Genomic DNA, 25,613 nt, shown 5'->3' on the forward strand with positions numbered 1-25,613 from the left:
TCGGTGACCCGGTTGAAGTCAACGCCCTGTATCAGGCCTTCCGGCATTCTGACGCCCGCTTCGGCCAATGTGCGCTGACCTCAACCAAATCCAATTTTGGCCATACTTTTGCGGCATCCGGATTGCTCAGCCTGATCAGTCTGGTACAGGCCTTCCGGCATGAACAGATTCCCGCCAGTCTGCATTGTGAAACCCGCAGCGACTACATCGACTGGGCGACCAGTCCGTTTTATGTCAATACCCAAAACCGCGCCTGGCCGGAACGGCCCGAAGACCCACGCACCGGAGCCGTCAGTGCGTTTGGTATGAGTGGTACCAATGCCCACATGGTGGTGCAGTCGTATCCGCAGAAGTTATCCTCGCGAGTGATTCGCCGACCGGCTTATCTGCTGCTGTTAAGCGCGCAGACCGAAGCGGCGCTGCAACAGCGGGTGGATGATCTGATTGCGGTCCTGCAACAGCCGGAAGTGGAACTGGCTCGTATCAGTTGCACGTTATTGTTGGGACGACATGCGTTCCAGCATCGGCTGGGGTTGATCGCGATGGCAACGGAGGACGCATTGGCGGCGTTGTTGACATGGCGCGAGCAGGGCACTCACCCCCAACTGTGTCAGGGCATGGTGGCAGCGGGATTCAGTGGCCAGAAAGTCATTTACCGGCAGGCCGGGCAATGGCTGGATCAGTTGCCGGAACAGCCGCCACAGGACTATCGCGATACCCTGCTGGCACTGGCCGATCTCTTTTGTCAGGGCTATCAGCTGCCCTGGTCACAGCTGTTTGCCGGCACGCAGATCCAGCGCATGCATCTGCCGGGCTATCCGTTTGCACGGGAACGCTTTCCGTTGCCGAAGACCGGTGCTCAGTCGGCGGTGAACACATTGCATCCGCTGCTGCATGAAAATCTCTCTGATTTTGCCGGGCAGCGTTACGGCACAGAATTGAATGTGCACCAATGGATGCTGGCGGATCATCAGCTTGGCGGTCACGCCATATTGCCAGGGGTCTGCCAGCTGGAAATGGCGCGTGCTGCACTGAGTGATGCGGACGCGGTGGCAGAGGGCTTCCGGCCGCTGGTGTTCAGTCAGGTCGTCTGGCTCAGCCCCGTCACGGTGCCCTCGCAGTCGCTGCATGTGCAGATCGCTCTGACGGAACAGCCGGATCAGGTCCACTACGAACTGTTCAGTGATCAGGAGGATGATTCGCAACTGTACAGTCAGGGGGAAATGTCCTGGTTGCCGGTCGATGAGTCTGAACCGGCCGCTGTTCCTCCCATCGATCTGGCGGCGGTGCGTGACAGTCTGGCCGCCAGCAGCTTCAGTGCGGAGCAGTGCTATACGGCATTCCGCGCTGCCGGGGTTCACTATGGCCCGGCCTTTCAGGCATTGCAGCAGATGTATGCCAGTACCGATGAAGTACTGGCACGGATTTCACTGCCATCCTGTGTTCGCGACCAACGCGACGCCTGGGTGTTGCATCCCAGCCTGATGGACGGAGCATTTCAGGCGATACTGGGGCTGTCATTGGCGATGACCGCCACCGCCGCCGATCCGACTCCGCGTATTCCCTATGCTCTGACCCGGCTGGAAATCCTGGCACCGCTGCCGGACAGTCTGTGGGTCTGGCTGCGTCGCAGGCACAGTGATGCGTCGATGGATACCGTCGATATCGATCTCTGTGACGATGACGGGCAGCGGCTGCTGTGTATGACGGGCCTCAGTATTCGCGTCATGCAAACCCATACGCCGTTACCAGTGCTGAACGGTGACGAATTTTACCTGCGTGATCACGGCGGACTGCTTCCGGGCGTGGTGTCGCTGGAGTGGGCCCGGCAAATGGCGGAGGACAGTGGTCGTCCGCTGCGGGGCCTGGGCCGGGTGGTCTGGCGTGAACCGGTGACTCAGGTTCAGCCCGGCACGCCGGTGGCTGTGGAACTGACCGACGTATCCGCCGCACTCAGCGATTACTGCGTCTATGTCGGTGACATCTGTCATGCCCAGGGCCAGTTGTGGTTCGGTGAACCGGCCAATGCGGAAACCATTGATCTTGCCGCGATTCAGCAACGCTGCGATCTATCCCTGTCGGCTGCTGAAGGTCTGACCCTGTTGCAGGCGGACCTGGGGCCTGGACTGCAAAGCCTGACATCCTTTGATTATCAGTTGACTCCGGGAGCGCCGGAAGCTCTGGCCTGCCTGCAACGGCCGGATGATGGTGATCCGTCAATGGCTGGTGATGTCTGGCATCCCGGTCTTATGAACGGCGTGTTGCAGGCGGCCAATCTGTTGCATTGTCTGGAATGTCCGCAGCTGCCACCGCCATTACCGTTCAGTCTTGACAGTCTGCTGATTCATCAGCCGTTGCCAGAGCGGGTATGGGTGCATGTCTGCCGCCATCTGGCAGAGGGCAGCAGGTCGCAGTGTTATGACATCAGAGTCGTAACCGAAAGCGGCCAGCCAGTGCTGACGTTGACCGGCTACACCGCCATCGCCGCCGGTGCAGATCAGTGTCTTTATGCCACAGCGGACTGGCAGCCGCAGCCGCTGGCCGATACGCCGGCAACGACTGCCACCGATCCGGAGCGCGAATGGTTGCTGACTCCAATGATCGAATCGATGCCTGTGTTACAGGCCCGGTTGCCGATGGTGACCCTCAAACCTCTGCTGATGCCCGCTTCGGATGATTTGAACGACGCTGCCGAGGCCTTGTTGTTGTCGCTGTTTCAGGCCATACAGACGCTGATCGCTGAAGATCGCTGCCGGCGGGTTTCGCTGCTGTTGCCTGAGTCCTGGCCCGTGGCGCTGTCGAGCGCCTGCGTCGCCATGCTCAAGACTCTGCACCAGGAGCACAGCAGCATCGCCGTTAAAGCACTGCATGTTCACGATGATGATGGCGATACCACTGCACTGGTCGACTGGCTGCAGCGCGAAATTGCCGATCAACAGAATAACGTTGAAGTCCGCTACCACACGCAGACCCGTGTACGAATGCTGAAGTCCTGGCGAAGGGTGTCAGTGGTGACACCCACCGAACCGGGGCCGATGGCGCATGGCAGCGTGATCTGGATCACCGGTGGTCTGGGTGGTCTGGGCCGGCTGTTTGCCCGTTATCTGGCAGAGCAGGGCATGCGCGTGGTGCTCAGTGGCCGCTCGCAACCGGAAGCCGCAGCACTGGCCGAACTGAGTGATGGCGTGGAGATCGATTATCTGCGTTGCGATATCACTGATGTTCAGTCGGTCACCGAGACGGTGGCACAGATTCAGCAACGACACGGCGCGCTGCACGGCATTATTCATGCGGCCGGTGTGATTGCCGATGGCTACATCAGCCAGCAGTCAGCAGCGGATGTCCGCCGGGTCTTCGCCGCCAAAATTCGCGGCTGCCTGACATTGGATACGGCGACCCGTGATGTTGATCTGCAATTTCTGGTGCTGTTTTCGTCCATGAGCGGCGGCTTTGGCAATGCCGGGCAGATTGGCTATGCCGCTGCCAACGCGTTTCTCGACGGCTTTGCTCAGGATCGAAACCGCCGGGTCCGGCGCGGCGAAGCACACGGCGCGACTTTATCGTTGGGCTGGCCGCTCTGGCGCGATGGCGGCATGACTGTGGATGCGCATCACGAGCGTCTGGTTGAACAGCGTTCCGGCATGACCCCGTTGCCAACGGATGCCGGTATGGTGGCATTTGCCGCTGCATTGCAAGCCGCCCTGGCGGGAGACGGGTTGGATCATCTGGTGATTCTGCATGGCGATGTTGAGCGCATGCAGACACGCCTGCTGAGTCCGGCAGTCACCGCAGAGGAGCCATCCCGGACTGCGACCACTGAAACCACCGCAGCGGATGTCCGGTCACTGTCGAAGGCGCTGGCCGAACTGGTACACGCGCAGATGGATATTGCCCTGGAGCGGATTGATCCGGCGGTAGAGCTCTCGCAGTACGGGTTTAATTCGCTGTCATTGACCGAGTTCGCCACCCGGGTCAATCAGGCCTTCGGGCTGACGTTGATGCCGACGCTGTTTTTTGAATATTCCACCTTGCAGAAGCTGGCGACCCATTTGCTGGCGCAGTACCCGACCGCGTGTGCTGCGGCGTTGTCCGGATCGGTGCCGGTGACAGCCACCACAGCCATGACCGCACCCCGCAAGGCTCCCGCTTATCGCCGTCGGCAGATCAGAACAGTGTCTGTGCCCGCTGCGACCACGGCAGACAAAGCCGTGGCGGTCATCGGTGTCAGTGGGCGGTTTCCGGGGTCTGAAGATCTGCGCGCTTTCTGGCAGCATTTGCAGGCCAATGATGACCTGATCACTGAGGTGCCGGCCAGCCGCTGGCGCTGGCAGGATTATGATGGTGACCCCATTGAGCAGCCGGGCAAAACCCGGGTCAAAAGCGCCGGTTTCATGGCCGATGCCGACCGGTTTGACGCCGCGTTTTTCGGTATCTCCCCACGCGAGGCCATCAGTCTTGACCCGCAGTTGCGGCTGATGCTGGAAACGGTCTGGGCCACCATTGAAGATGCCGGATATGGGCCTTCGTCACTGGCCGGCAGTCAGACCGGTGTGTATATCGGTGTTTCAACCTCGGACTATAAAGATGAATGGCTGCGGCTGGCCGGTCAGGGTTTCGGGGCCTCTGAGGGGGTCGGTGAACCGCCGCTGGTCAGTCATTTTGTCATCGCCAACCGGATTTCCTACATTCTCGATCTGCAAGGTCCGAGCGAGCCGATTGATACCGCCTGCTCCTCCTCACTGGTGGCCATCCACAGAGCCGTGGATGCCATTGGTAACGGCCGCTGCACTCAGGCACTGGTCGGTGGCGTCAATGTCATCGGTGGTCCCGGCATTACCATCGGTGCCAGCCGGGCCGGAATGCTGAGTGATGATGGTCGCTGCAAAACCTTTGATGCCAGCGCCGACGGCTATGGCCGGGGTGAAGGCGTTGGCGCGCTGATGCTGAAGTCACTGACGCAGGCCAGGGCCGATGGTGATCACATTGAATGCGTGATCCGGGCCAGTGCCGAAAATCACGGTGGCCGGGCCAATTCACCCACCTCACCCAATCCAACGGCGCAGCAGGCATTGCTGGTCAGCGCCTATGGTCAGGCCGGCATCGATCCGCGCACCGTGGGTTACATCGAAGCGCACGGCACCGGTACCGAACTGGGTGATCCGATTGAAGTCAACGCGCTGCGGGCCGCCTTTGACGAGCTGTATCAGACTCATCAGCTGACGGTTACCAACACTCACTGTGGTCTGGGATCGGTCAAGGCCAATATCGGTCATCTGGAAGCGGCGGCCGGCATCGCCGGCATGATCAAAGTCATTTTGATGCTCAGACACCGGCAGATTCCCGGCAATCCCAATCTGAAGCAGGAAAATCCCTATCTGCAATTACAGGGTTCGCCATTTTATCTGGTGCGGGAGACTCATCGCTGGCCGGCACCGGTGGATGCCCAGGGGCGTGAACTGCCCCGGCGCGCCGGCGTCAGCAGTTTCGGTATTGGTGGTTCCAACGCCCATATCGTGGTGGAGGAGTATCACGCTGCGCAGTCCACTGCTCCGGATTCGCCACAACCTCAGGCTATCGTCCTGTCCGCCAGAACCGCGCCGGCACTGAAAGCCGCTGCGGCGCGGCTGCGGGACTTCCTGCAGCATCCGGACCCGTCATTGCCGACCCTGGCTGCGCTGGCCTGGACCTTACAGCACGGTCGCGATGCCATGGCCTGGCGGCTGGGCTTTATGGCGGCCTCCGTGGCGGAAGCCAGTGCCGTGCTTGAGCAGTTTATGGCCGTGGAAAACCCGGCGGACTCGTCTGCCTGGTGCTATGGCCACTGTGGTCGTCAGACCGATGCGGCTGTCGCACAAACCGCACCGGCTCCGTTACCGGAACAACTGCAACAGTGGGTACAGGGCGCAGCAGCTGACTGGTCCCGGTGGCAGGTCGGACAGCCGGTGCCAGGGCGGGTGAGTCTGCCGAGCTATCCGTTTGAGCGGAAGCGTTTCTGGTTTGCTCAGCCGGCTGCTGTGGCGGTGACTGAAGCGGAAACACAAGCTGTTCCCGTGCCCGTTGTTGAGCCCGCCAGACCTGAAGCCGACCAGGCCGCAGTAGCCGCCATATCCCACCACGGTGAGCAAACAGACGCTGCCATCGAGGCATTTGTGATGGAGAGTCTGGCCGCCATGCTGATGATCGATATCGAGGAGATCGAACCCCACACTCCGTTCACTGAGCTGGGGCTGGACTCGGTGATCGGGGTTGAGTGGATCCATCAGCTGAACCGTCAATACGGCCTGAAGATGCCGGCGACCAAGGTCTATGACCAGCCCACTGTGACCGCGATGGTCAGCTTTATTCGTCATCAGGTGCTGCCTGAACAACAACCTATCAAATCCGCTCAGAAGTTCTCGATTGAAGAGATTCTGCAGCAAGTCAGTAACAAGCAGTTGGACATTGAACGCGCTGATCAATTGATCAGACAGCTCGAAGAGCAGACTGCTGTTGGAGAATTAATATGAATCGGAGTGGTATTTTACAGGCCCTGCAGGATGGTGATATTACCCTGGAGGAGGCCCGTCGAATGCTCGCCAGGCCGCCACAGACTGAAGTGGCCACGTCTGCTTCCCTGGTCCCATCTGCTGCCCCGGCATTTGCGGGTTCGCTGCAAGCGCTGTTGATCGACAGTCTGGCGGCCGCTTTATACATGGAACCACAGGATATTGATCCGGATGTGCCGTTTACCGAGCTGGGGCTGGACTCCATCATCGGCGTCGAATGGGTCAGTGAACTGAACCGCCGACTGGGCGTGCGAATAACCGCCACCAAAGTGTATGACTATCCGACTCTGGCGGAGTTTTCGGCCTATCTGCAACCGCTGCTGTCGGCGGACCGTGTTGCCGCGATAACTCCGGTGCCGGCAGAACCGCATGAGTCGGTCACTGCCGCGCAATTGCCCCAGCGGCGCAATGATGACCACGGCATTGCCATTATCGGTAATGCCGGTCGTTACCCCGGTGCCGCCAATCTGGCGGAGTTCTGGGATAACCTGGCCAACGGACGCGATTCCATTGTTGAAATACCGGCGCAGCGCTGGAACTGGGCGGATTATTACGATCAGGATCGCAAAAAGCCCGGCCGGATATACTGCAAATGGCTTGGTGCACTGACCGATATCGATCAGTTCGATCCGGCTTTTTTCATGATCTCACCGGCCGAAGCCGAGACCATGGATCCGCAGTACCGGATCTTTCTGGAGCAGGCCTATCTGGCCTTTGAGGACGCCGGCTATAGCCCTCAATCCCTGAGTCAGCAGAAATGCGGTGTGTACATGGGGGTGATGAACAGCGAATACGTGCATTTGCTGTCGGCCAGTCAGTCCAGCGCCCTGAATACCGGCAACAGTTTTTCCATGGCGGCGGCCCGCATCTCTTATTTTCTGAACCTGAAAGGGCCGGCCATTCCCGTTGATACGGCCTGTTCGTCATCACTGGTTTCGACCCATCTGGCCTGTCAGGCACTTCGAAATAATGAAATCGATATGGCGCTGGTGGGCGGCGTTACCTTGTATCTGACGCCTGCGTCTTATATCGGCATGTGTTCGGCGGGCATGTTGTCACCCGAGGGACAGTGCAAGAGTTTTGATGACCGCGCCAATGGCTTTGTACCCGGCGAAGGCGCCGGGGCCGTGGTGTTGAAAAGACTGCCCGATGCCCGTCGCGATGGTGACCATGTGCTGGGGGTTATCATTGCCTCCGGCATCAATCAGGATGGCCGCACCAATGGCATTACTGCCCCCAGTGCCCAGGCTCAGGCAGAGCTGGAGCGCGATGTCTACCGTCGTTTTAACATTGATCCGGCCAGCATTGATTATGTCGAAGCCCATGGTACCGGCACCCGGTTGGGCGATCCGATTGAACTGGAAGCGCTGAACACGGTCTTCCGAGAGCATACTGATCGTCGCCACTTCTGTGCGCTTGGGGCCGTCAAGAGCAATATCGGCCACACTTCGGCCGCGTCCGGCATGGCAGGTATTCATAAAGTGCTGTTGTCCATGGGCCATCAGCAGTTGCCGCCAACTCTGCATGTGCAGAAAGCCAATGAACATTGTGAGTTCGAGGACTCGCCGTTTTATCTCAATACCACCTTGATTCCCTGGCGACCCGATCCCGCTCGGCCACGCCGGGCGGCGGTGAGTTCTTTTGGTTTCAGCGGCACCAATGCTCATGTGGTGCTTGAAGAGTTTCTTGAGATCCCGGCAGAGGTTCAACCGATGTTGCCGGTCATGCTGGTGTTATCCGCCCGAACCGACGAACAACTCAGGCAGGTGGTCAGCCAGCTGCTGGATTATGTGGTGGGGCTCGAATCCTGCAACCAGGCCGATCTGGCGGCCATTGCCTATACCCTGCAAGTGGGGCGCGATGGCCTGGAAGTACGTCTCGCCGCCACCGTGAGCGACCGCGAGCAGCTGTGCCGGCTGCTGCAAGGCTATCTGAACGGCGGGACCGTGACCGGAATGCATTGCGGCCGGGTAAAACGCCGCAAGGGCAAACTGGATTTTTTCAGCGCCGGGAGCGGAGATGCCGATGTGCTGGCGCGGCTGATTCAAACCGCCCGGGCCGGACAGATGCCGGAGCGCGAGTCGTGTGAGCAGTTGTTGTCGTTGTGGGTCAATGGGTTGTCATTCGACTGGCAGCAGCTGTATCACGGCCAGCGACCGATTCGCCGGCAGTTACCCGGTTATCCGTTCAGCCGTGAATCCTATTGGGTGCAAAGCGCTGACGCTGGCAAAACCGCCAGCGCAGTGGCCATTCCTGCTGCTGCAGAACCCGTCGGCAGTACAGCAGCGCCGGCACCAGTGAGCCTGGCAAAACCCAGGCTATCGCTGAATACCCCGGCCGGGCATGCGCCGGCTGCCGGCAGGTCATTGTCAAAACCGCTGACCCGTTTGCAGGCACCCGTAGCGGTGCCTCTATCGGAGCACGAATCTGAACCATCGCTGGAACTTTCCGCCGGGGTGGCAACGCTTCGGCTTGATGGAGTGATCACCGGGCCGCAGCTGAGTGCGGTGCTGGCCCGGATGAATGCGATGCCGGAAGTGCGCGTTCTGCTGTTGCGGCTGACGCCGGCGGCAGAGATCAAGCTGTCAGCGGATGAGCTTCAGGCTGGGTTACAGAACTGCCCGCTGCCGGTCATGGCAGTACTGCCAAGGTCTGCGGCGGAAGGTTTCAAGCCGGTGACCGCCGCCTGCGATCTGACCATTCTCTGCGATGATCAGCCCTTCACCAACGATGTGCCTGAGCCAGCGATGGCAAGCGCCAGGGCGATTGCCCGGGCTCCGCGTCTGGCACTGGAAGTTCTGAAACAACATTGGCGCAACCCGGTGCTGTCGGCTGCCGAACAGCAGCGGCTGGCGTCGCTGCGTGCCGAGATCTACCGCCACTGTCAGGCGACCGTGGCTGCGGATCAGCGCACCATGCCTCAGGGGCAGGCGATAGCTTTGCGCAGTCAGGTGGTGCAGCTGACAAGCCATGATGATGGCGTGGCCGTGCTGACGATGTGCGAGCGCAGCCGCCAGAACGGCTTTACCCCGGCTCTGAATGAAGGGCTGATCGAAGCCTTTGCCTGGGTTCAGCAACAGCAGCACCTCAAAGTGGTGGTGCTGACCGGGTACGATCAGTATTTCGCCACCGGCGGCACGCTGGAGGCATTGCAGGCCATCCAACAGGGACAGGCGCAGTTTACCGATGCCGGGGTGATAGACCTGCCACTGCGTTGTGACATACCGGTCATTGCCGCGATGCAGGGCCATGCCATTGGTGCCGGCTGGGCCATGGGAATGTGTTGTGATCTGGCGGTCTACAGCCGTGAAAGCGTCTACCACAGTCCGTATCTGTCCTATGGCTTTACCCCGGGTGCCGGTTCCACCCTGATGCTGCCGGCGCGACTGGGCCGGCAGTTGGGGCAGGAAGTGCTCTGGACCGCCCGGGAATATAAAGGCAGTACCCTTGAGCAGCGGAACATCAGTGACCCGGTGGTGTGGCGCAATGAAGTATTGCCACTGGCGTTGCAGCTGGCCGCGCAGCTGGCCCGGCAGTCCCGTAGAACCCTGATTGAACAGAAAGCCGACGCCACATCCGTGCTGCGTGATCGTTTGGCCGGTATTTATGACGCTGAGCTGGCCATGCATGCGCGGACGTTTGTGGATAACACCGAAGTGGCCCGCCGTATCGAACAGCAGTTTCATCACGCGCCAGTGGTGGTGACCGAAGCACCATTACCGTCGGCATCGGCATCGGATGATGCCCATCAGAGTCTGGCAACGGTCGTGGATATTATGCGTGACAGTCTGGCTGCCGAGCTGCACATGCCACTGAGTCAGATCAGCAATGACGTGGCGTTTGTGGAGATGGGGATGGACTCCATCAACAGTGTGACCTGGGTACGGGCGTTAAATCAGCGTTTCAATATCGATATTGAAGCCGCTGAGGTTTATAACCATCCGACCATCGATGATTTTGCCCGTTTCATTCTGGCGCAGAATCCTGTGCTTGGTTCAGTAGCTCCCGGGTCAGCAATGCCCGGTTCGGATGCGCTCGAAACGCAATCGCCTTCCTTGGAGACATCCGTTGATTCTCATGCGACGGTATCCGTTACGCTACCGGAAATCGTCCAGCCGAAAGTGCTGGAGCCGCTCAGACCGAAAGCTCCGCAGCGCACGGTCGAAAGCTCCGATATAGCGGTGATCGGTATGTCGGGCCAGTTTCCAAAAGCCCGCAATGTCCAGCAGTACTGGGACAACCTGATCAACGGACGCGACTGCATCAGTGAGATTCCGGCAGACCGCTGGTCGCTGGCGGCTTATTACGACGAACAACCGGAGACCGAGGGCAAAAGCTACAGCAAGTGGATGGGCGCACTGGAAGATGTCGCCTGTTTCGACCCGCTGTTTTTCAATATTTCGCCGCTGGAAGCCGAAGCCATGGACCCGCAGCAGCGACTGTTTCTGATGGCCTGCTGGCATTGTCTGGAAGATGCCGGATACAACCCGGCGGCCATGTCGGGTCAGAGCTGTGGTGTTTTTGTGGGCTGTGGCAGCGGTGACTACGGCATGGGAGAACAGCGCGGTGAGCTGGATGTGTCAGCGTTTACCGGCAACTCCATGTCGATTCTGGCGGCCCGCATTGCCTATCTGATCAACCTGAAAGGCCCTTGCATCTCTCTTGATACCGCCTGTTCCTCCTCCATGGTCGCCATTGCCACTGCCTGCGACAACCTGACCCTGGGCAATTGTGATACTGCCCTGGCCGGCGGAGTCAGTGTGCTGGCCGGTCCGGTTTTACACATTCTCACCAGTCAGGCCGGCATGCTGTCGCCGGCAGGGCGCTGTTTTACCTTTGATCAGCGTGCCAACGGTTTTGTGCCGGGTGAAGGGGTGGGTGTGCTGATGCTTAAACGGCTTGACCAGGCCGTAGCCGATGGTGACTCGGTGTATGGTGTCATTCGTGGCTGGGGCGTCAATCAGGATGGCAAAACCAACGGCATTACCGCGCCCAGCGGTGAGGCGCAGCAGCAACTGGAGCAGCAGGTTTACCAGCGCTTCGGCGTCAATCCGGACAGCATCCAGTATGTGGAAACCCACGGTACCGGTACCCGGCTGGGAGATCCGATTGAAATCGGCGGCCTGAAAGCATCATTCCGCCGTTTTACCCACCGCGAGCATTACTGTGCGCTGGGATCGGTCAAAAGCAATATTGGCCATCTGCTCGCCGCCTCCGGGGTGGCGTCAGTGATCAAAGTGCTGTTGAGCTTTCAGCATCGCCAGCTGGCACCCAGCATTCATTTCAAGACACTGAATGAACACATCGATCTCACTCAGTCGCCCTTTTACATCAATACCGAAGCCCGTGACTGGCCGGTTGAGGACGGCAAGCCCAGGCGGGCGGCGGTCAGCAGTTTCGGCTTCAGCGGCACCAATGCGCACATGGTGCTGGAAGAATATCCGTTGGTTCAGACAGCCAATCATTCGGGGCCGGTGCTGATCGTGCTGTCCGCACGCAACAGCCGGCAGTTACAGGAGGTTGTCAGTCTGCTGCATGATGCGGTAGTCGCCCGGATGAACGCCGGTGGCCTCGATCTGACCGCCCTCGCGTATACCTTGCAGACCGGCCGTCAGGCCATGGCTGAACGACTGGCATTTGGTGCTGAATCAGCAACCGGGTTGCAGGCGACACTGCGGTCCATTATGGATACCGGTGTCGATACAGCCGGTGAGCATATCGTCCGTAGTCGTGCGGCCCGTCAGCTGGAACGCAACATGACCGCAGACGTCGCTGAGGCGCTGGCACGCTGGCGAAACAGTAGCACTGACCACTCGGTGCTGAGCCTTTGGGCTCAGGGGTATGAGGTCGACTGGGCTCAGCTCTATGGCGATCATCCGCCCGGAAAAATCAGTTTGCCGGGTTATCCGTTTGCCCGTGAGCGTTACTGGAAACAAAGTTATCAGCTTGATGATCATCGGCCCCAGGTGCAGTTGTATCGACCGGTCTGGCGACCCGAAGCGGCAGCGCTTCAGACAGCTGCGGATGAGACGACCAGGCATGTCATTGTAACCGCCGGTCTGCCAGCCGCGACAACCGCAGACATTGCCGCGGCGTTTCCCGCTGCGCAGTGCCGTTCATTCAGTCTGCCTGCTGATGGCAGCGAGCCTTTTGCTGTCTGGGCGGAGCAACTGCTGGAGGTGTTTCAGGCTGCTCTGGCAGCGCCTCAACGTTCCGGCATGCTGATTCAAATGTTGTTACCGGAAGGCCAGTCTGCGGCTGGATTCGCCGCCATGATGAAAACCCTGCAACTGGAGTATCCAGCGGTGTGCGGGCAGGTGATCGAGGTTGCCGATCATGCCTCCGCCGTAGCGTTGTCAGAGGAAAACCGGTACCACCGCCAGAGCGGGCATATCAGCTATCGTCAGGGGCAACGCTGTGTCCCGGACTGGCAGTTGATCAACGCTGTCGACAGTGCCGGTGATTGCCGTTGGAAGGAGCAGGGAGTGTATCTGATCACCGGTGGCATGGGCGCGCTGGGGCTGATATTTGCGCGTGAGGCGGTTGCCCGTACCAGCCGCTGTACTCTGATTCTGACCGGGCGCTCAGCGCTGACTCCGGTGCAACAGCGGCAGTGCGACGAGCTGACCCGCTCCGGTGCGGTGGTGATCTACAAAATCCTGGATGTGACAGACAGGCCGGCAGTGTTTGATCTGATAGCCGGGATCACCCGCGATCATGGCGGTCTGGATGGCATTCTGCATGCTGCCGGTGTGCATCAGGACGGCTTTATTCGTGACAAATCGGCGCAGTCGTTGCGACAGGTGCTGGCTGCCAAGGTTGCCGGCACGATCAACCTCGATGAGGCCAGTCGTGATCTGCCACTGGCATTTTTTGTCATGTTTTCGTCGATTGCCGCTGTGACCGGAAACGTCGGGCAGGTGGATTACGCCGCCGCCAATGGCTTTATGGATGCCTATGCCAGCCGCCGTAACGATTGGCGACAACATGGCCGGCGACAGGGCAAAAGTCTGAGTATCAACTGGTCTCTGTGGCAGGATGGCGGCATGCAGATTGATGCCGAGACGCTGGCGACCTTGCAGGATAGCGGGGTGGAAGCAATCGGCATGAAGGACGGACTGGCGGCGTTTTACCAGGCTCTGGAGGTGGACAGCACCCAGGTGATGGTGACCGCAAGCCAGACCTTGAAGACTACCGATCATTCACGTTCAGAACCGGTCTCCACAGTTGAAATTGCCGCTGCGGAACCGGCCATGATTCCGGCGATTGATAGGCCGGTCGATATGCAAACAGTGCAGTCACGCACGGTGCAGCAGTTAAAAACCCTGCTGGGCGATGCTCTGAAGCTGTCACCAGCGCGTATCGATGCTGATGCCCCGCTGGAAAATTATGGCATCGATTCACTGCTGATCACTCGCTTGAATCGCGCATTGACCAAGGTTTTTTCCGGTTTGCCGAAAACTTTGTGGTTTGAGGTTCAGAGCCTGAATGAACTGGCCGCCTATCTGCTCCAGCATTGCCAGGCCGAGTGCCTGGAATGGACCGCGACGGAAACGGTTGTGGCGCCGTATCAGAGCCCACAGCCTTCCCGCCCGGCCATCAATGGCGCGGTGAAGTCCTCTCCGGTTATCACCGCAACAGCTGATACCAGCCTGGAACCGATTGCCATCATTGGCCTCACCGGACGTTATCCGCAGGCCGATACCCTGGATCAATTCTGGCAAAACCTGCGCGATGGCCGTGACTGCATCAGCGAGATTCCAGCGGAACGCTGGTCCCTGGAGGGGTTTTTCCATCCGACCCCGGCCGTTGCCATTGCCAATGGTCAGAGCTACTGCAAATGGGGCGGTTTTGTGAACGGCTTTGCCGAGTTCGACGCCCGGTTTTTTAATCTGTCAGCTCCGGCGGTGCTGGCCATGGACCCGCAGGAAAGACTGTTTGTGCAATCCTGCTGGGAACTGCTGGAAACCGCCGGCTATACCCGGGAGGCTCTGTCCAGCCGGTTTGACAGTCGGGTCGGAGTATTCGCCGGTATCACCAAAACCGGTTTTGAACACTATCGCCGGCACTGGCAAACGGAAGGGGTGGTGCCGTATACCTCCTTTGGTTCCGTGGCCAACCGGGTGTCCTATCTGCTGAATCTCAAAGGTCCGAGCATGCCGGTGGATACCATGTGCTCATCGTCGCTGACGGCGATTCATGAGGCCTGTGAGCATCTTCGCCGTGGCAGTTGCAGGATGGCGATTGCCGGAGGGGTGAATCTGTATCTGCATCCTTCGTCCTACGTCAATCTGTCGGCCCAGCACATGTTGTCGAAAACGGGTCGATGCCGCAGTTTTGGTGCCGATGCCGATGGTTTTGTACCGGGTGAAGGAGTGGGCACGGTATTATTGAAACCCTTGTCGCAGGCGCAGCGCGATGGTGATCTGATTCATGCGCTCATTCGTGCCAGTGGTATTAACCATGGCGGTAAGACCAACGGCTTTACCGTGCCAAATCCCAATGCCCAGGCCGAGCTGATCCGCGAAACCCTGTCCGTTGCCGGCATTGATCCGCGCACAGTGAGTTATATCGAAGCCCATGGCACCGGGACTGAGCTGGGTGATCCGGTGGAAGTCAGAGGTCTGGTGCAGGGTTTTGGTCTGGACCGGGATGCCGATACCGGCTTCTGCGCTCTGGGATCGGTCAAATCCAACATGGGTCATCTGGAGGCCGCAGCCGGGATAGCCGGGCTGACCAAAATTGTGCTGCAAATGCAGCATGGCCAGATAGTTCCCAGTCTGCATGCGCAATCCCTGAACCAGAATATTGATTTTGCCGTCACGCCGTTCAAGGTGTCACAGGCGCTGACTGACTGGCCCCGGCCGGTGTTGAGCCGCGACGGAGAGACGCGTGAATATCCGCGTATTGCCGGTCTGTCGTCGTTCGGGGCTGGGGGTTCCAATGCCCATGTGATTGTCGAGGAGTATGTTCCGGCAACAGTTGCGACCGCTAATGCTCCCCGGCATCAGACCGTTGCCTTTGTGTTATCGGCCCGTAACGAACAGCGTCTGCTGGCCTATGTGCAGCAGTTTGAACGGTTTTTACAGACCGCTTCACCGGATCTGACTGCTCTGGCCTGTACCCTGCAAACCGGCCGCGAAGCGATGGAATATCGCATCGGCTGCGTGGTCGATTCGGTGGCTCAGTTACAGCAGCGGTTAGCGGCTTTCAGCAATGATCCGGGCGCTGCCGAAGGGTGGCATCGGACCCGGACGCGCTCAGATGATGACATCAACCTGTTTGCTGAAGACGAAGAGTTGCAGCAGGTGCTGGTCTCCTGGCTTGCCAAGGGCCGACTGGACCGTGTACTGGGGATCTGGGTCAAAGGCGGCACCATTCCCTGGCAGTTGTTGTATGGCAACCAACCACCGGTCAAGGTGGTGTTGCCGACCTATCCGTTCGCCCGTGATCGTTACTGGGTGGACACCCACGGTTATAGAGGGGAGTCGAGTGACCGGCAGCAGACGCAGCCATTGAGCCCGTTGCTGCATGAAAATATCTCCTCGCTGTCCGGGCTCTGTTTTCGGACCCGTGTCAGTGGCGAGGAGTTTTTTGTGGCTGATCATCGGGTTCAGGGTGAGAAAGTGTTTCCCGGTGTCGCCTATCTGGAAATGGCCTGTGCCGCTGCTGCCAGACTGACTGCGGCTGATGGCGGCGTGACCCTGGAAAATATCGCCTGGGTACAACCTCTGGTGATCACCGATCCTGTGGATCTGCGCATCTCCTTGCAGGATCTTGCCGATCAGCGGCTGGATTTCATGATTCAATCATCCGCGCAACTGACTCACTGCCAGGGACGGGTATCAGCGTCAACACCGGCCACAACGGACACCCTGGATCTGGCCTCGTTGCAGGCAAACATCAATACCCATGTCCTGGATGGCCGGCAGTGTTATGACCTGCTTGCGACCACCGGCATCGACTATGGCCCGCGGATGCAGGCCATTACCCGGCTGCAATCCGGTCATGGTCAGGTGCTGGCACGACTGTCGGTACCGGCAGGCGCCGACACTGCGGGGTTTATCCTGCAACCGAGCCTGTTGGATGCCGCATTGCAGGCAGCATTTGGCATGTCGCTGGGATCGACGCAGACCACCACGACCACCTGGGTACCCTTTGCTGTGACCCGGATAGAGGTCATGAGTGGGTGTCCATCATTGGCCTGGGTGTGGATTCGCACGGCCGGGGAAGACGGTCAGATCCGTAAACTCGATATGGACCTGTGTGATGACCGTGGCGTGGTGCAGGTGCGTATCCGTGGCTTCAGCTTTCGTGCGTTAAAACAGGCGCCAGGGCTGGAAACGTTGTTGTTGCAGCCAGAGTGGCAGGCACAGCCGATCCAGGCCGGGCAGAGCAATACGATGGCGCAGCATTGGGTCCTGGCCTGTCAGTTTGATATGGATACCTTTGCGGAGCTGTCGACCCGAACAGGCACTGATCGCTGCAAGGCATTGATCAGTACCGCCGCCACTATCGACCAGCAATATGCGGATATCTGCCGGCAGGCCATGCATTGGCTGCAGACGGTGTTGTCGCAACCGAAGCTGGCGAAAACCCTGGTGCAGGTACTCGTACCTGCACAGGCACACGGAGCATTACTGGCGGGACTGGCAGGTTTGTTCAAAACCGCACAGCTGGAAAACCCGGCTTTGCACGGTCAGGTGATCAGTGTCGATGCCTCTCAATCCGCAGCGCGCTGGCATGCTGTGATACAGCAGAACCGGCAGATGCCTGCCGATCAGCGTGTTGCTTATATCGATGGCGAGCGTCATGTACAGCGCTGGCAGCCGCTGGCGATGTATCCGGGTGCAGATACGACCTTATCCGGCTGCCTGAAAGCAGCGGGAGTCTATCTGATTACCGGTGGGGCCGGCGGACTGGGACTGATTTTTGCCAGGGCGATTGCGCAGGCGGTGCCAGAGAATGAACGGCATCAGACTACCATCATCCTCGCCGGCCGCTCGGCGCTGAGCAGCAGACAGCAGGCGCAGCTGACAGAGATTACGGGTGTGCGACTGCAATATCGTCAGGTGGATATCGGTGTGACACAGCAGGTTGAGGGGCTGATTGCCGATGTTGAGTCACAGTTTGGGCCGCTGACCGGCGTCCTGCACAGTGCCGGCGTTATTCGCGATCAGCTGCTGGTCCATAAAACCGACGCCATGGTTGCCGAGGTTCTGGCACCAAAAGTGGCGGGTACTGTCTGTCTGGATCGTGCCACTCAGCATTGTCCGCTGGACTTTTTTGTGCTTTTCGCTGCCGGTGCCGGAGTGTTGGGTAATCCAGGGCAGGCGGATTACGCCGCTGCCAATGGCTTTATGGATGAATATGCCCACTACCGCAATCAGCAGGTTTCCCGGGGGCATGGGCGGGGCAGGACACTGGCCATCGACTGGCCACTCTGGCAACAGGGTGGCATGACCGTGGATGCCGCCACCGAACAGCGCATGCAGGACGCCATCGGCATGGCGGCCATGCCAGCTGCTGCGGGCATTGCTGCGCTCAGTCGGGCATTGCAATCCGCTCAGGCGCAGGTCTGGGTACTGTATGGCGACGTTGAACGCATGCACACCCGGCTGTTGAATCCGGTGACTGTTGATCCTGACGCATTGGTTTCAGACGTTGAGGGCCCGGCAGTTCAGATGACATCGGAAGCGGGTCTGGCACTGTTGACAGAGATGTTGGCTGACGCATTGAAAGTCCCCTTGTCATCACTCTATGCCGATCAACCTCTGGCGGAGTTGGGCATTGATTCCATCATCGCCATCAACCTCACGACCGAACTCGAAAAAATCGTCGGCCCCTTGTCGAAAACCCTGTTTTTTGAATACGACACCGTCGGTGATCTGGCGCAGGCACTGCAACAGGACTATGCACAGCCATTGCAACAGTGGCAACAGGCGCATACTGGAGAGGCTGTATCTGAAACGACAGCGGTTGAGCCTGAATTTCAGGATCATTCCTTCTTTCCGGTCGATGAATTGCGTCAACAGGTTTATGACTACCTCTGCGACCTGCTGGTGGTCAGTCTCAAGCTGCCACGTGAGGCCGTATACCCCTCGCAGCCCATGTCTGAATTTGGCATCGACTCCATTATTGCGATGAATATGACCAGTCAGATGGAACAGCGATTTGGCTCATTATCGAAAACCCTGTTCTTTGAATATGAATCGCCGGCTGACTTGGCCGACTACCTGCTTGAGCAGTTTCCACAGGCATTTGTGACGCCGACAGCGACCCGCAGCACCAAAACCACCACGAACCAGGCCGCCATACGGACCGGTAATTGGCATGTTTCATCAGTGGACACCCACTCGAATGCTTCAATGGACACCCACCTGAATGCTTCAGTGAATGCTTCAGTGGACACCCACCTGAATCGTTCAATGGACAATACTTCAGTGGACACCCACCCGAATTCATTAGTGGACACCCACTCGAATGCTTCAGTGGACACCCACTCGAATGCTTCAATGGACACCCACTTGAATGCTTCAGTGGACACCCACCTGAATGCTTCAATGGACACCGACCCGAATGCTTCAGTGGACACCCACTCGAATGCTTCTGTGGACACCCACCTGAATACTTCAATGGACACCCACCTGAATCGTTCAGTGGACACCCACCGGAACTACCGCAAAGCCGGGCGCGATGGCGATGTTGAGCCGTTGAATATTGCGGTGGTCGGGTTGTCGGGTCGTTATCCCATGGCTGAGGATCTGGAGAGTTTCTGGCGCAACCTGAAACAGGGCCGGGACTGTATTTCTGAGGTTCCTGCCGAGCGCTGGGACTGGCGTGACTATTATGCCGGGCCGGAGCAGCCGTTTCTGGGTCACCACAGTAAGTGGGGCGGTTTTCTTCAGGATGTCGATCAGTTCGATCCGCAGTTTTTCGGTATTGCCCCGAGGGCTGCGGCGTATATCGATCCGCAGGAGCGCCTGATTCTGGAGCAGTCGTGGAATGCGCTGGAGGATGCCGGGTATCGCCGTGAGGATCTGCGTTCGGAGGATGCTGCGACGGCCGCAGTGGGCGTGTATGTCGGGGTAATTTATGCCGAATATCAGTTGTTTGGTGTTGAAGCCACGTTGAAAGGTCAGCGCAGCGCCTTTGCCACCAGTTTGGGCAGTATTGCCAACCGGGTGTCCTACACCCTCAATCTGAACGGTCCGAGCATGGTGGTGGATACCCTGTGTTCCGGGGCGATGACCTGTATTCACCTGGCCTGTCAGGATCTGATCATGGGACGCACCCGCATGGCTTTGGCAGGAGGGGTGAATCTGACGCTGCATCCGAGCAAGTATCAGGTGTTGAGTACCGGCCGTTTTATTTCCACTGAGGGCCGTTGTGAAAGCTTTGGTGAAGGGGGAGACGGTTATATCCCCAGTGAAGGGGCGGGCATGGCGTTGTTGAAGCCGCTGGCCGATGCCGAACGCGATGGCGACCATATTTATGGCGTCATACAGGGCAGCGCCATCAATCATGGTGGTCGAACCAGTGGTTTCAGTGTGCCGAGTCCGAATGCGCAGCAGCAGGTGATTCGTCAGGCAATGGCTCAGGCCCGGGTGAAGCCGGAACATGTCAGTTATATTGAGGCTCATGGAACAGGCACCAAACTGGGTGATCCTATTGAGGTGAGCGGTCTGAGCAAAGCCTTTGCTCTGCAACCCGGTCAGGCGCACTGCTGGCTGGGATCGGTCAAGTCGAACATTGGTCACTGTGAATCCGCCGCCGGTATTGCCAGTCTGACCAAGGTGTTGTTGCAGATGAAACATGGTCAGATCGTGCCGTCATTGCACAGCGATGTGCTCAATCCGCATATTGATTTTGCCACCACGCCGTTTGAGGTGAATCAGCAGTTACGCGATTGGCAGCCGGTGACCGAAAACGGGCAGCCGTTGCCCCGAGTCGCCGGTATTTCTTCGTTTGGTGCCGGTGGTGCCAACGCCCATCTGGTGGTCGCGGAGTACCGTGAACCTGTGGCCGTGTCGATGCCGGTGAAGGGCGTGCCTATCGTGCTGTCGGCCAGATATGACACCTCGTTGCAGGCACAGATTGAGCATTTGTATCGCTTTATCGAATCTTCAGCAGAGAACAGCTTTGCATGGCTGTGTCGTGTCGCCTGGACTCTGCAAGCCGGTCGTGAGGCGATGGAGGAACGTCTGGCGTTGACGGTGGATTCTGTTGAGCAGTTGAAGCACTTGCTGAAGGCCTGTCTCAACGGGGAGTTTGATGAGGGTGTTTTCTATCGTGGCACGGTTGCCGATCCTCAGGTCACTGCTTCTGCACAGGCACGGGTATGGGTTCCGGCAGAGCAGTCTGTGTTGTTACAACACTGGGTTCAGGGTGGGAAAATCGATTGGCTGTCGGTGTATGACGGGCAACCACCACGTCGTCTCAGCCTGCCAACGTATCCATTCCGGCGTCAGCGCTATTGGTTTGAGATGGATCATGATTCGGCGCTCGAAACGCCTTCGGCCACCAGGCCGGCGAAGATTCAGCTGAAACCATTGGTATTGAAATCCAGGTCGCCGGAAGAACCGCTCAGTCCGGCAAACATGACACCAGTATCGAAGCCTAGTCTGGTGGCTGTTGAGGTCGGGTCAAAAGCTGAAGTGGTGACCCGCGCAGTGACTATTCCCTCTGGCCTCGAAGCCGAGTTGCAGGAGAGTCTGGCGACGGTGTTGATGATGGCCCCGGAAGAAATTTCGCCGCTCAAACCGTTTGTGGATCTCGGACTCGATTCCATCGTCGGGGTGGAATGGGTTAAGGCCATTAATGAGCACTATGGTCTTCAGCTGAATGCGACAGAGATTTATGACTCCGTCAATTTACGTCAATTTACTGCGTTTGTGGCGGGTCGCATCCAGGGGGATTGTCCGGCAGCGGTTGAGGTCGCAGAGGTTGTTGAGCCGGACAAGATGGATACATTGTTGTCTCCGTTGCGGGAGCTGTTGGCCGAAGCGCTGTTGATGAGTCCGGATGAGATTCCATTTGAAAAACCGTTTGTGGATCTGGGGCTCGATTCCATAGTCGGGGTTGAATGGATCAAGGCTGTGAATCATCGCTTTGGGTTGAACCTGACGACGGAAAACCTCTACCAATACGACAGTCTCAGTCGCTTCGCTGATTTTGTGGCCAGGCAAATTGAAAGCGGTTCGCAGTCTGAATCGGAAAAATTCCGTCATTCAATGATTGAACCATCGGTAACAGCCGCGGAGGAACCAGAAGAACCGATCCCTGACGGTCCGACGATTCAAACGACTGACATTGCCATCGTTGGTATGTCCGGACGGTTTCCCGGAGCGGAAACCGCAGAGCAGTTGTGGCAGTTGTTGAGTGAAGGGCGCGACGCATTTGGTGAGTTGCCAATTGATCGCCAGTGGTCAGTGTCAGAGGAATCGTTTTTGCCCCGGAAGGGTGGTTTTTTATCGCCTATCGATGGCTTTGATCCGCTGTTTTTCCAGATTTCGCCTAAAGAAGCGGCGTCGATGGATCCAACGGAGCGGATTTTTCTACAGGAGTCCTGGAAGGCCATTGAGGATGCGGGGATTGATCCGTTGACCTTATCCGGCCGCTGCTGGGGTGTTTTTTGCGGCAACGGCGGCGACTACAGTCTGCATCTTAAAGACGTGTTGGGTTACGCACCCCATGTGACGCTTTCCCATGTACCGGCACGAGTTTCCTATTGTCTGAATCTGAATGGTCCCTGTGCCTCGGTGGATGTGGGGTGCGGGTCAGCTTTGATGGCCATGGCTCAGGCCTGTGATCAGCTGCTCGCAGGCAAATGTGAATCTTCCATCGCCGGTGGTGCCTTTATTCATTCGACCCCCAATCTGCTGCTCAGCGCCACGCAAATCGGTTTGCTGAATCAGGATGGGCAGGCCCGTGCACTGGATGTTACAGCCAGCGGCATGGTGCCAGCCGAGGCGGTTGGAGTGGTGGTGCTGAAGCGGTTGGAGGATGCATTGCAGGCCGGGGACCGTATCCATGGGGTGATCAAAGGCTGGGGTTACAACCATAACGGCAAAACCCAGGGGGTGGTGTCACCGAGTGAACAGGCGCAGCGGTTGCTGCTTTCCCAGGTACACCAGCGGTATGGCATCCATACTCAGGACATCAGTCTCGCGGAGGCCCATGCCGCCGGGATGCCCGGTGCCGACGAAGTAGAACTCAAAGCGCTGTCACAGGTGTTTGGCAGTGGCAATGGTAAGCATCAGTACTGTGCCTTGGGTACGGTGGAAAATAATATTGGCCATGCTTTTCACAGTGCCGGTATGGGGCACGTATTCAAGGTTCTGCTGGCCATGCGTCATGGTCAGATTCCCGCCACCATCAATGTACAGCAGCCGGCGACTGATCTGCAGCACACCCCGTTTTATATCAATAACAAGAGCATTCCCTGGCAGACCCCTGCCGGAAAACCGCGGATTGCGGCGTTGAATTCCTTTGGTGCGACCGGTGTCAATGTTCATATGGTCATTGCCGAGCCGCCGCAGGCACTGATGTCAGCGGAACCAATATCCGATGATCCGCAGCAACCGGCACTGCTGGTGTTGTCTGCAAAAACCGCAGCCGCATTGACGCGCCGATGTGAACAGTTATTGGCCGGGTTGAAAGGCGGTGATTATTCCTACCGCCAACTGGCGGCCAATCTGCTGCTTCGACGCAGTCATTTTGAATATCGTTGTGCGCTGGTGGTGACGGATATTGACAGTCTCAAACATCAGTTAGCGCAGATCATCGCTGGTGAACAGCCCGATTGTGGATGTACTGGACGTGTCGAGCAGGAGCAGCCGGTGACGCAGACTCTGGGTTCGGCTTATCAGCAGATCGCCAGGGACAAAATAGAAACCCTGAAAACTGCCGGCGATGCCCAGCTTGATGATTTTCTGGTATTGGCGGATCTGTATGTGAAAGGTGTGCCGTTGGATCTGTCCGACTGTTTTTCCACCGCAGAGCAACGACCATTGAGTTTGCCTGGTTATCCCTTTGAAAACCGGCGGTGTTGGATGGATAAAAACATGTCCGCCCAGACTGCAGCGATATTGGATCAGGCCGATGACGAGATTAACGGGGCTGAAACAGCCAATGATACGGTTACCGTGTTGACCAATATTATTGCTGAGATAACTGATCTGGCGGAAGAGGAAATTAACGCCGAGTCGGATTTGAGTGAATATGGAATCGATTCATTGCTCAGCCTGCGCATTCTGAATCGTCTCCAGGCTGTCTATCAACATGATTTTCCAGCGACGCTGTTGCATGGTAAATCGTTACTGGAAGTGGCCCGCGAGATCGATTCCATCGGTGTTCGTATTGGCACTGAATTCATACCTGTGGCAACTAATGATGGACGCTGGATCACACCCCCGGGTATTACTCAGATCCGCTTGCCATTTTCCGAAGCAGAGCCGGCTGTGGTATCTGCAGAAGCTGACTCACTTCTGCAAACATGGATCGCTCAGGGCGTCGGTATCTGGAAAACCGAACACGAACTGGTGTTTGAATGCGATGGTGACAATGATGTCCGGTTGGACATTTTGTCGCAGTCGTCTGCCCGTCTGAATCAGTTGGCGGCCTGTCTGGCAATAGGACAGCGTTATTTTCCGGTCAGCGCCATGCAGCGTTTTTTCCTGGAGCAATCCCATATCCATCACAATACCGGCTTTCATATCGGTCAGATATTTCAGTTTGATGGTCCGGTCGATCTTCCGCTGTTAAATCAGGCGCTCAATGACATGGTGCAACAGCATTCCATACTGAGAACCTGTGCCGGTCGTTGCGGTGATCTCTGGGTTCAGGTCGTACACGATGAATGGTCAGTGTGCTGTCGTGAAGTGTGCTGGCCGGAAATAAACCAGCCTGAAGAGTTCCTGCAGCAGTTGCAGGCATTTCAGAATCAATGCAGCACTGAACCGTTTGACGAACTGGACCGTCCCTTGTTCAACGCCTGTGTATTGCACAATCGAGGGTCTCTGTGTGCAGCATACCTGCACATGCATCATTTTCATGCCGATGGTTTCACTTTGTATCTGCTGCAACAGGAGTGGTATGAGCGTTATCAGGCATTGCTTGAAAAACGGACATATCCGGCACCTGAAAAAAACGCCGAATATATGCACTTTACATTATCGCAATGGAATCAAAAGTGGCGGCAGGGGACTCAGTGGTGGATGAAGCAGTGGCAGAACAGTACGCCGCTCTGGTTGAGAGAAAAGCCGGAATGGCAGGATTCCTCTGATGCCCGCACCGGCATGATTGAGGTTCCGGTTTCGGCATCGTTGCTGGCTCAGCTGGAACAGTATAACCGCAGTCATCATACCACTCTGACCCAGTTGATCAGTTGTGCACTGGTTGTGATTCTGCATCGGCTGGGGCATTCATGTCCGGTAATGCAAATGGTTTATAACCTGCGTGACCGATATGAATATGAATCCGTGATGGGTGATTTTGCCTCTTCGCTGCCGTTGGGTGTGAGGGTGACGGCGGATGACTGTCTGAGTGATGTGTGCGCTTCGTATCAACAGGCCATGCAGCAACTGCAACAACATCGACACGTTGATTTTCACGCTCTGAACGAACACGTTCATGGGCAGATGTTATCGAGTGGCATCTCGATTGACAGTAATGATACCGACACGTTCGGAGGCGTTACCGAATTTGCCAGACGGATTCTGCCAACAGAAAAACTGGCGCGCGAACCGGTGGCACCTCTGTTGATTTGCATTCTGAAATCCCTGGGCGAACTGTCCATCCCTGTGATCTATGACCAAAGCCGGTTTTCTGAAGTGACCGTACAGCTGCTTTCCAACAGCGTGGTATCGGTGCTTGAGCAGATGGTTGCCAATCCCGATACCCGGGTAACAGCGGTTCAGCTTCCGCCGGCGTTATTTGAGCGACTGGAATGGGTTCATCAGGACAGCTGCATAGAACCGCAAATGCAGGAAACTGAAAATACTTTTTAACCAATATCAGCACTGCCTCAGCGCGAATGAGCGTTGGGACAGTGGTGTTGAATATAAC

At 57.7% G+C, this 25,613-nt stretch carries 2 protein-coding genes (1 of these 2 running past the window's edge); both read left to right on the forward strand.

The genetic code is table 11. The features are described from left to right. Positions 1-6,506, forward strand: partial view of an SDR family NAD(P)-dependent oxidoreductase gene (locus YC6258_RS29805; protein ID WP_052830282.1) — the 3' portion only. It extends 6,271 nt beyond the left edge of the window; the window shows 6,506 of its 12,777 coding nt (coding positions 6,272-12,777); the start codon falls outside the window, past its left edge; its stop codon occupies positions 6,504-6,506. After that, positions 6,503-25,555, forward strand: a complete 19,053-nt coding sequence (locus YC6258_RS29810; RefSeq protein ID WP_044617474.1) for an SDR family NAD(P)-dependent oxidoreductase — start codon at positions 6,503-6,505, stop codon at positions 25,553-25,555. Before YC6258_RS29805 ends, YC6258_RS29810 begins: the two co-directional genes overlap by 4 nt. Positions 25,556-25,613 lie beyond the last annotated feature (58 nt).

Source organism: Gynuella sunshinyii YC6258 (assembly GCF_000940805.1).
Lineage (GTDB): Bacteria > Pseudomonadota > Gammaproteobacteria > Pseudomonadales > Natronospirillaceae > Gynuella > Gynuella sunshinyii.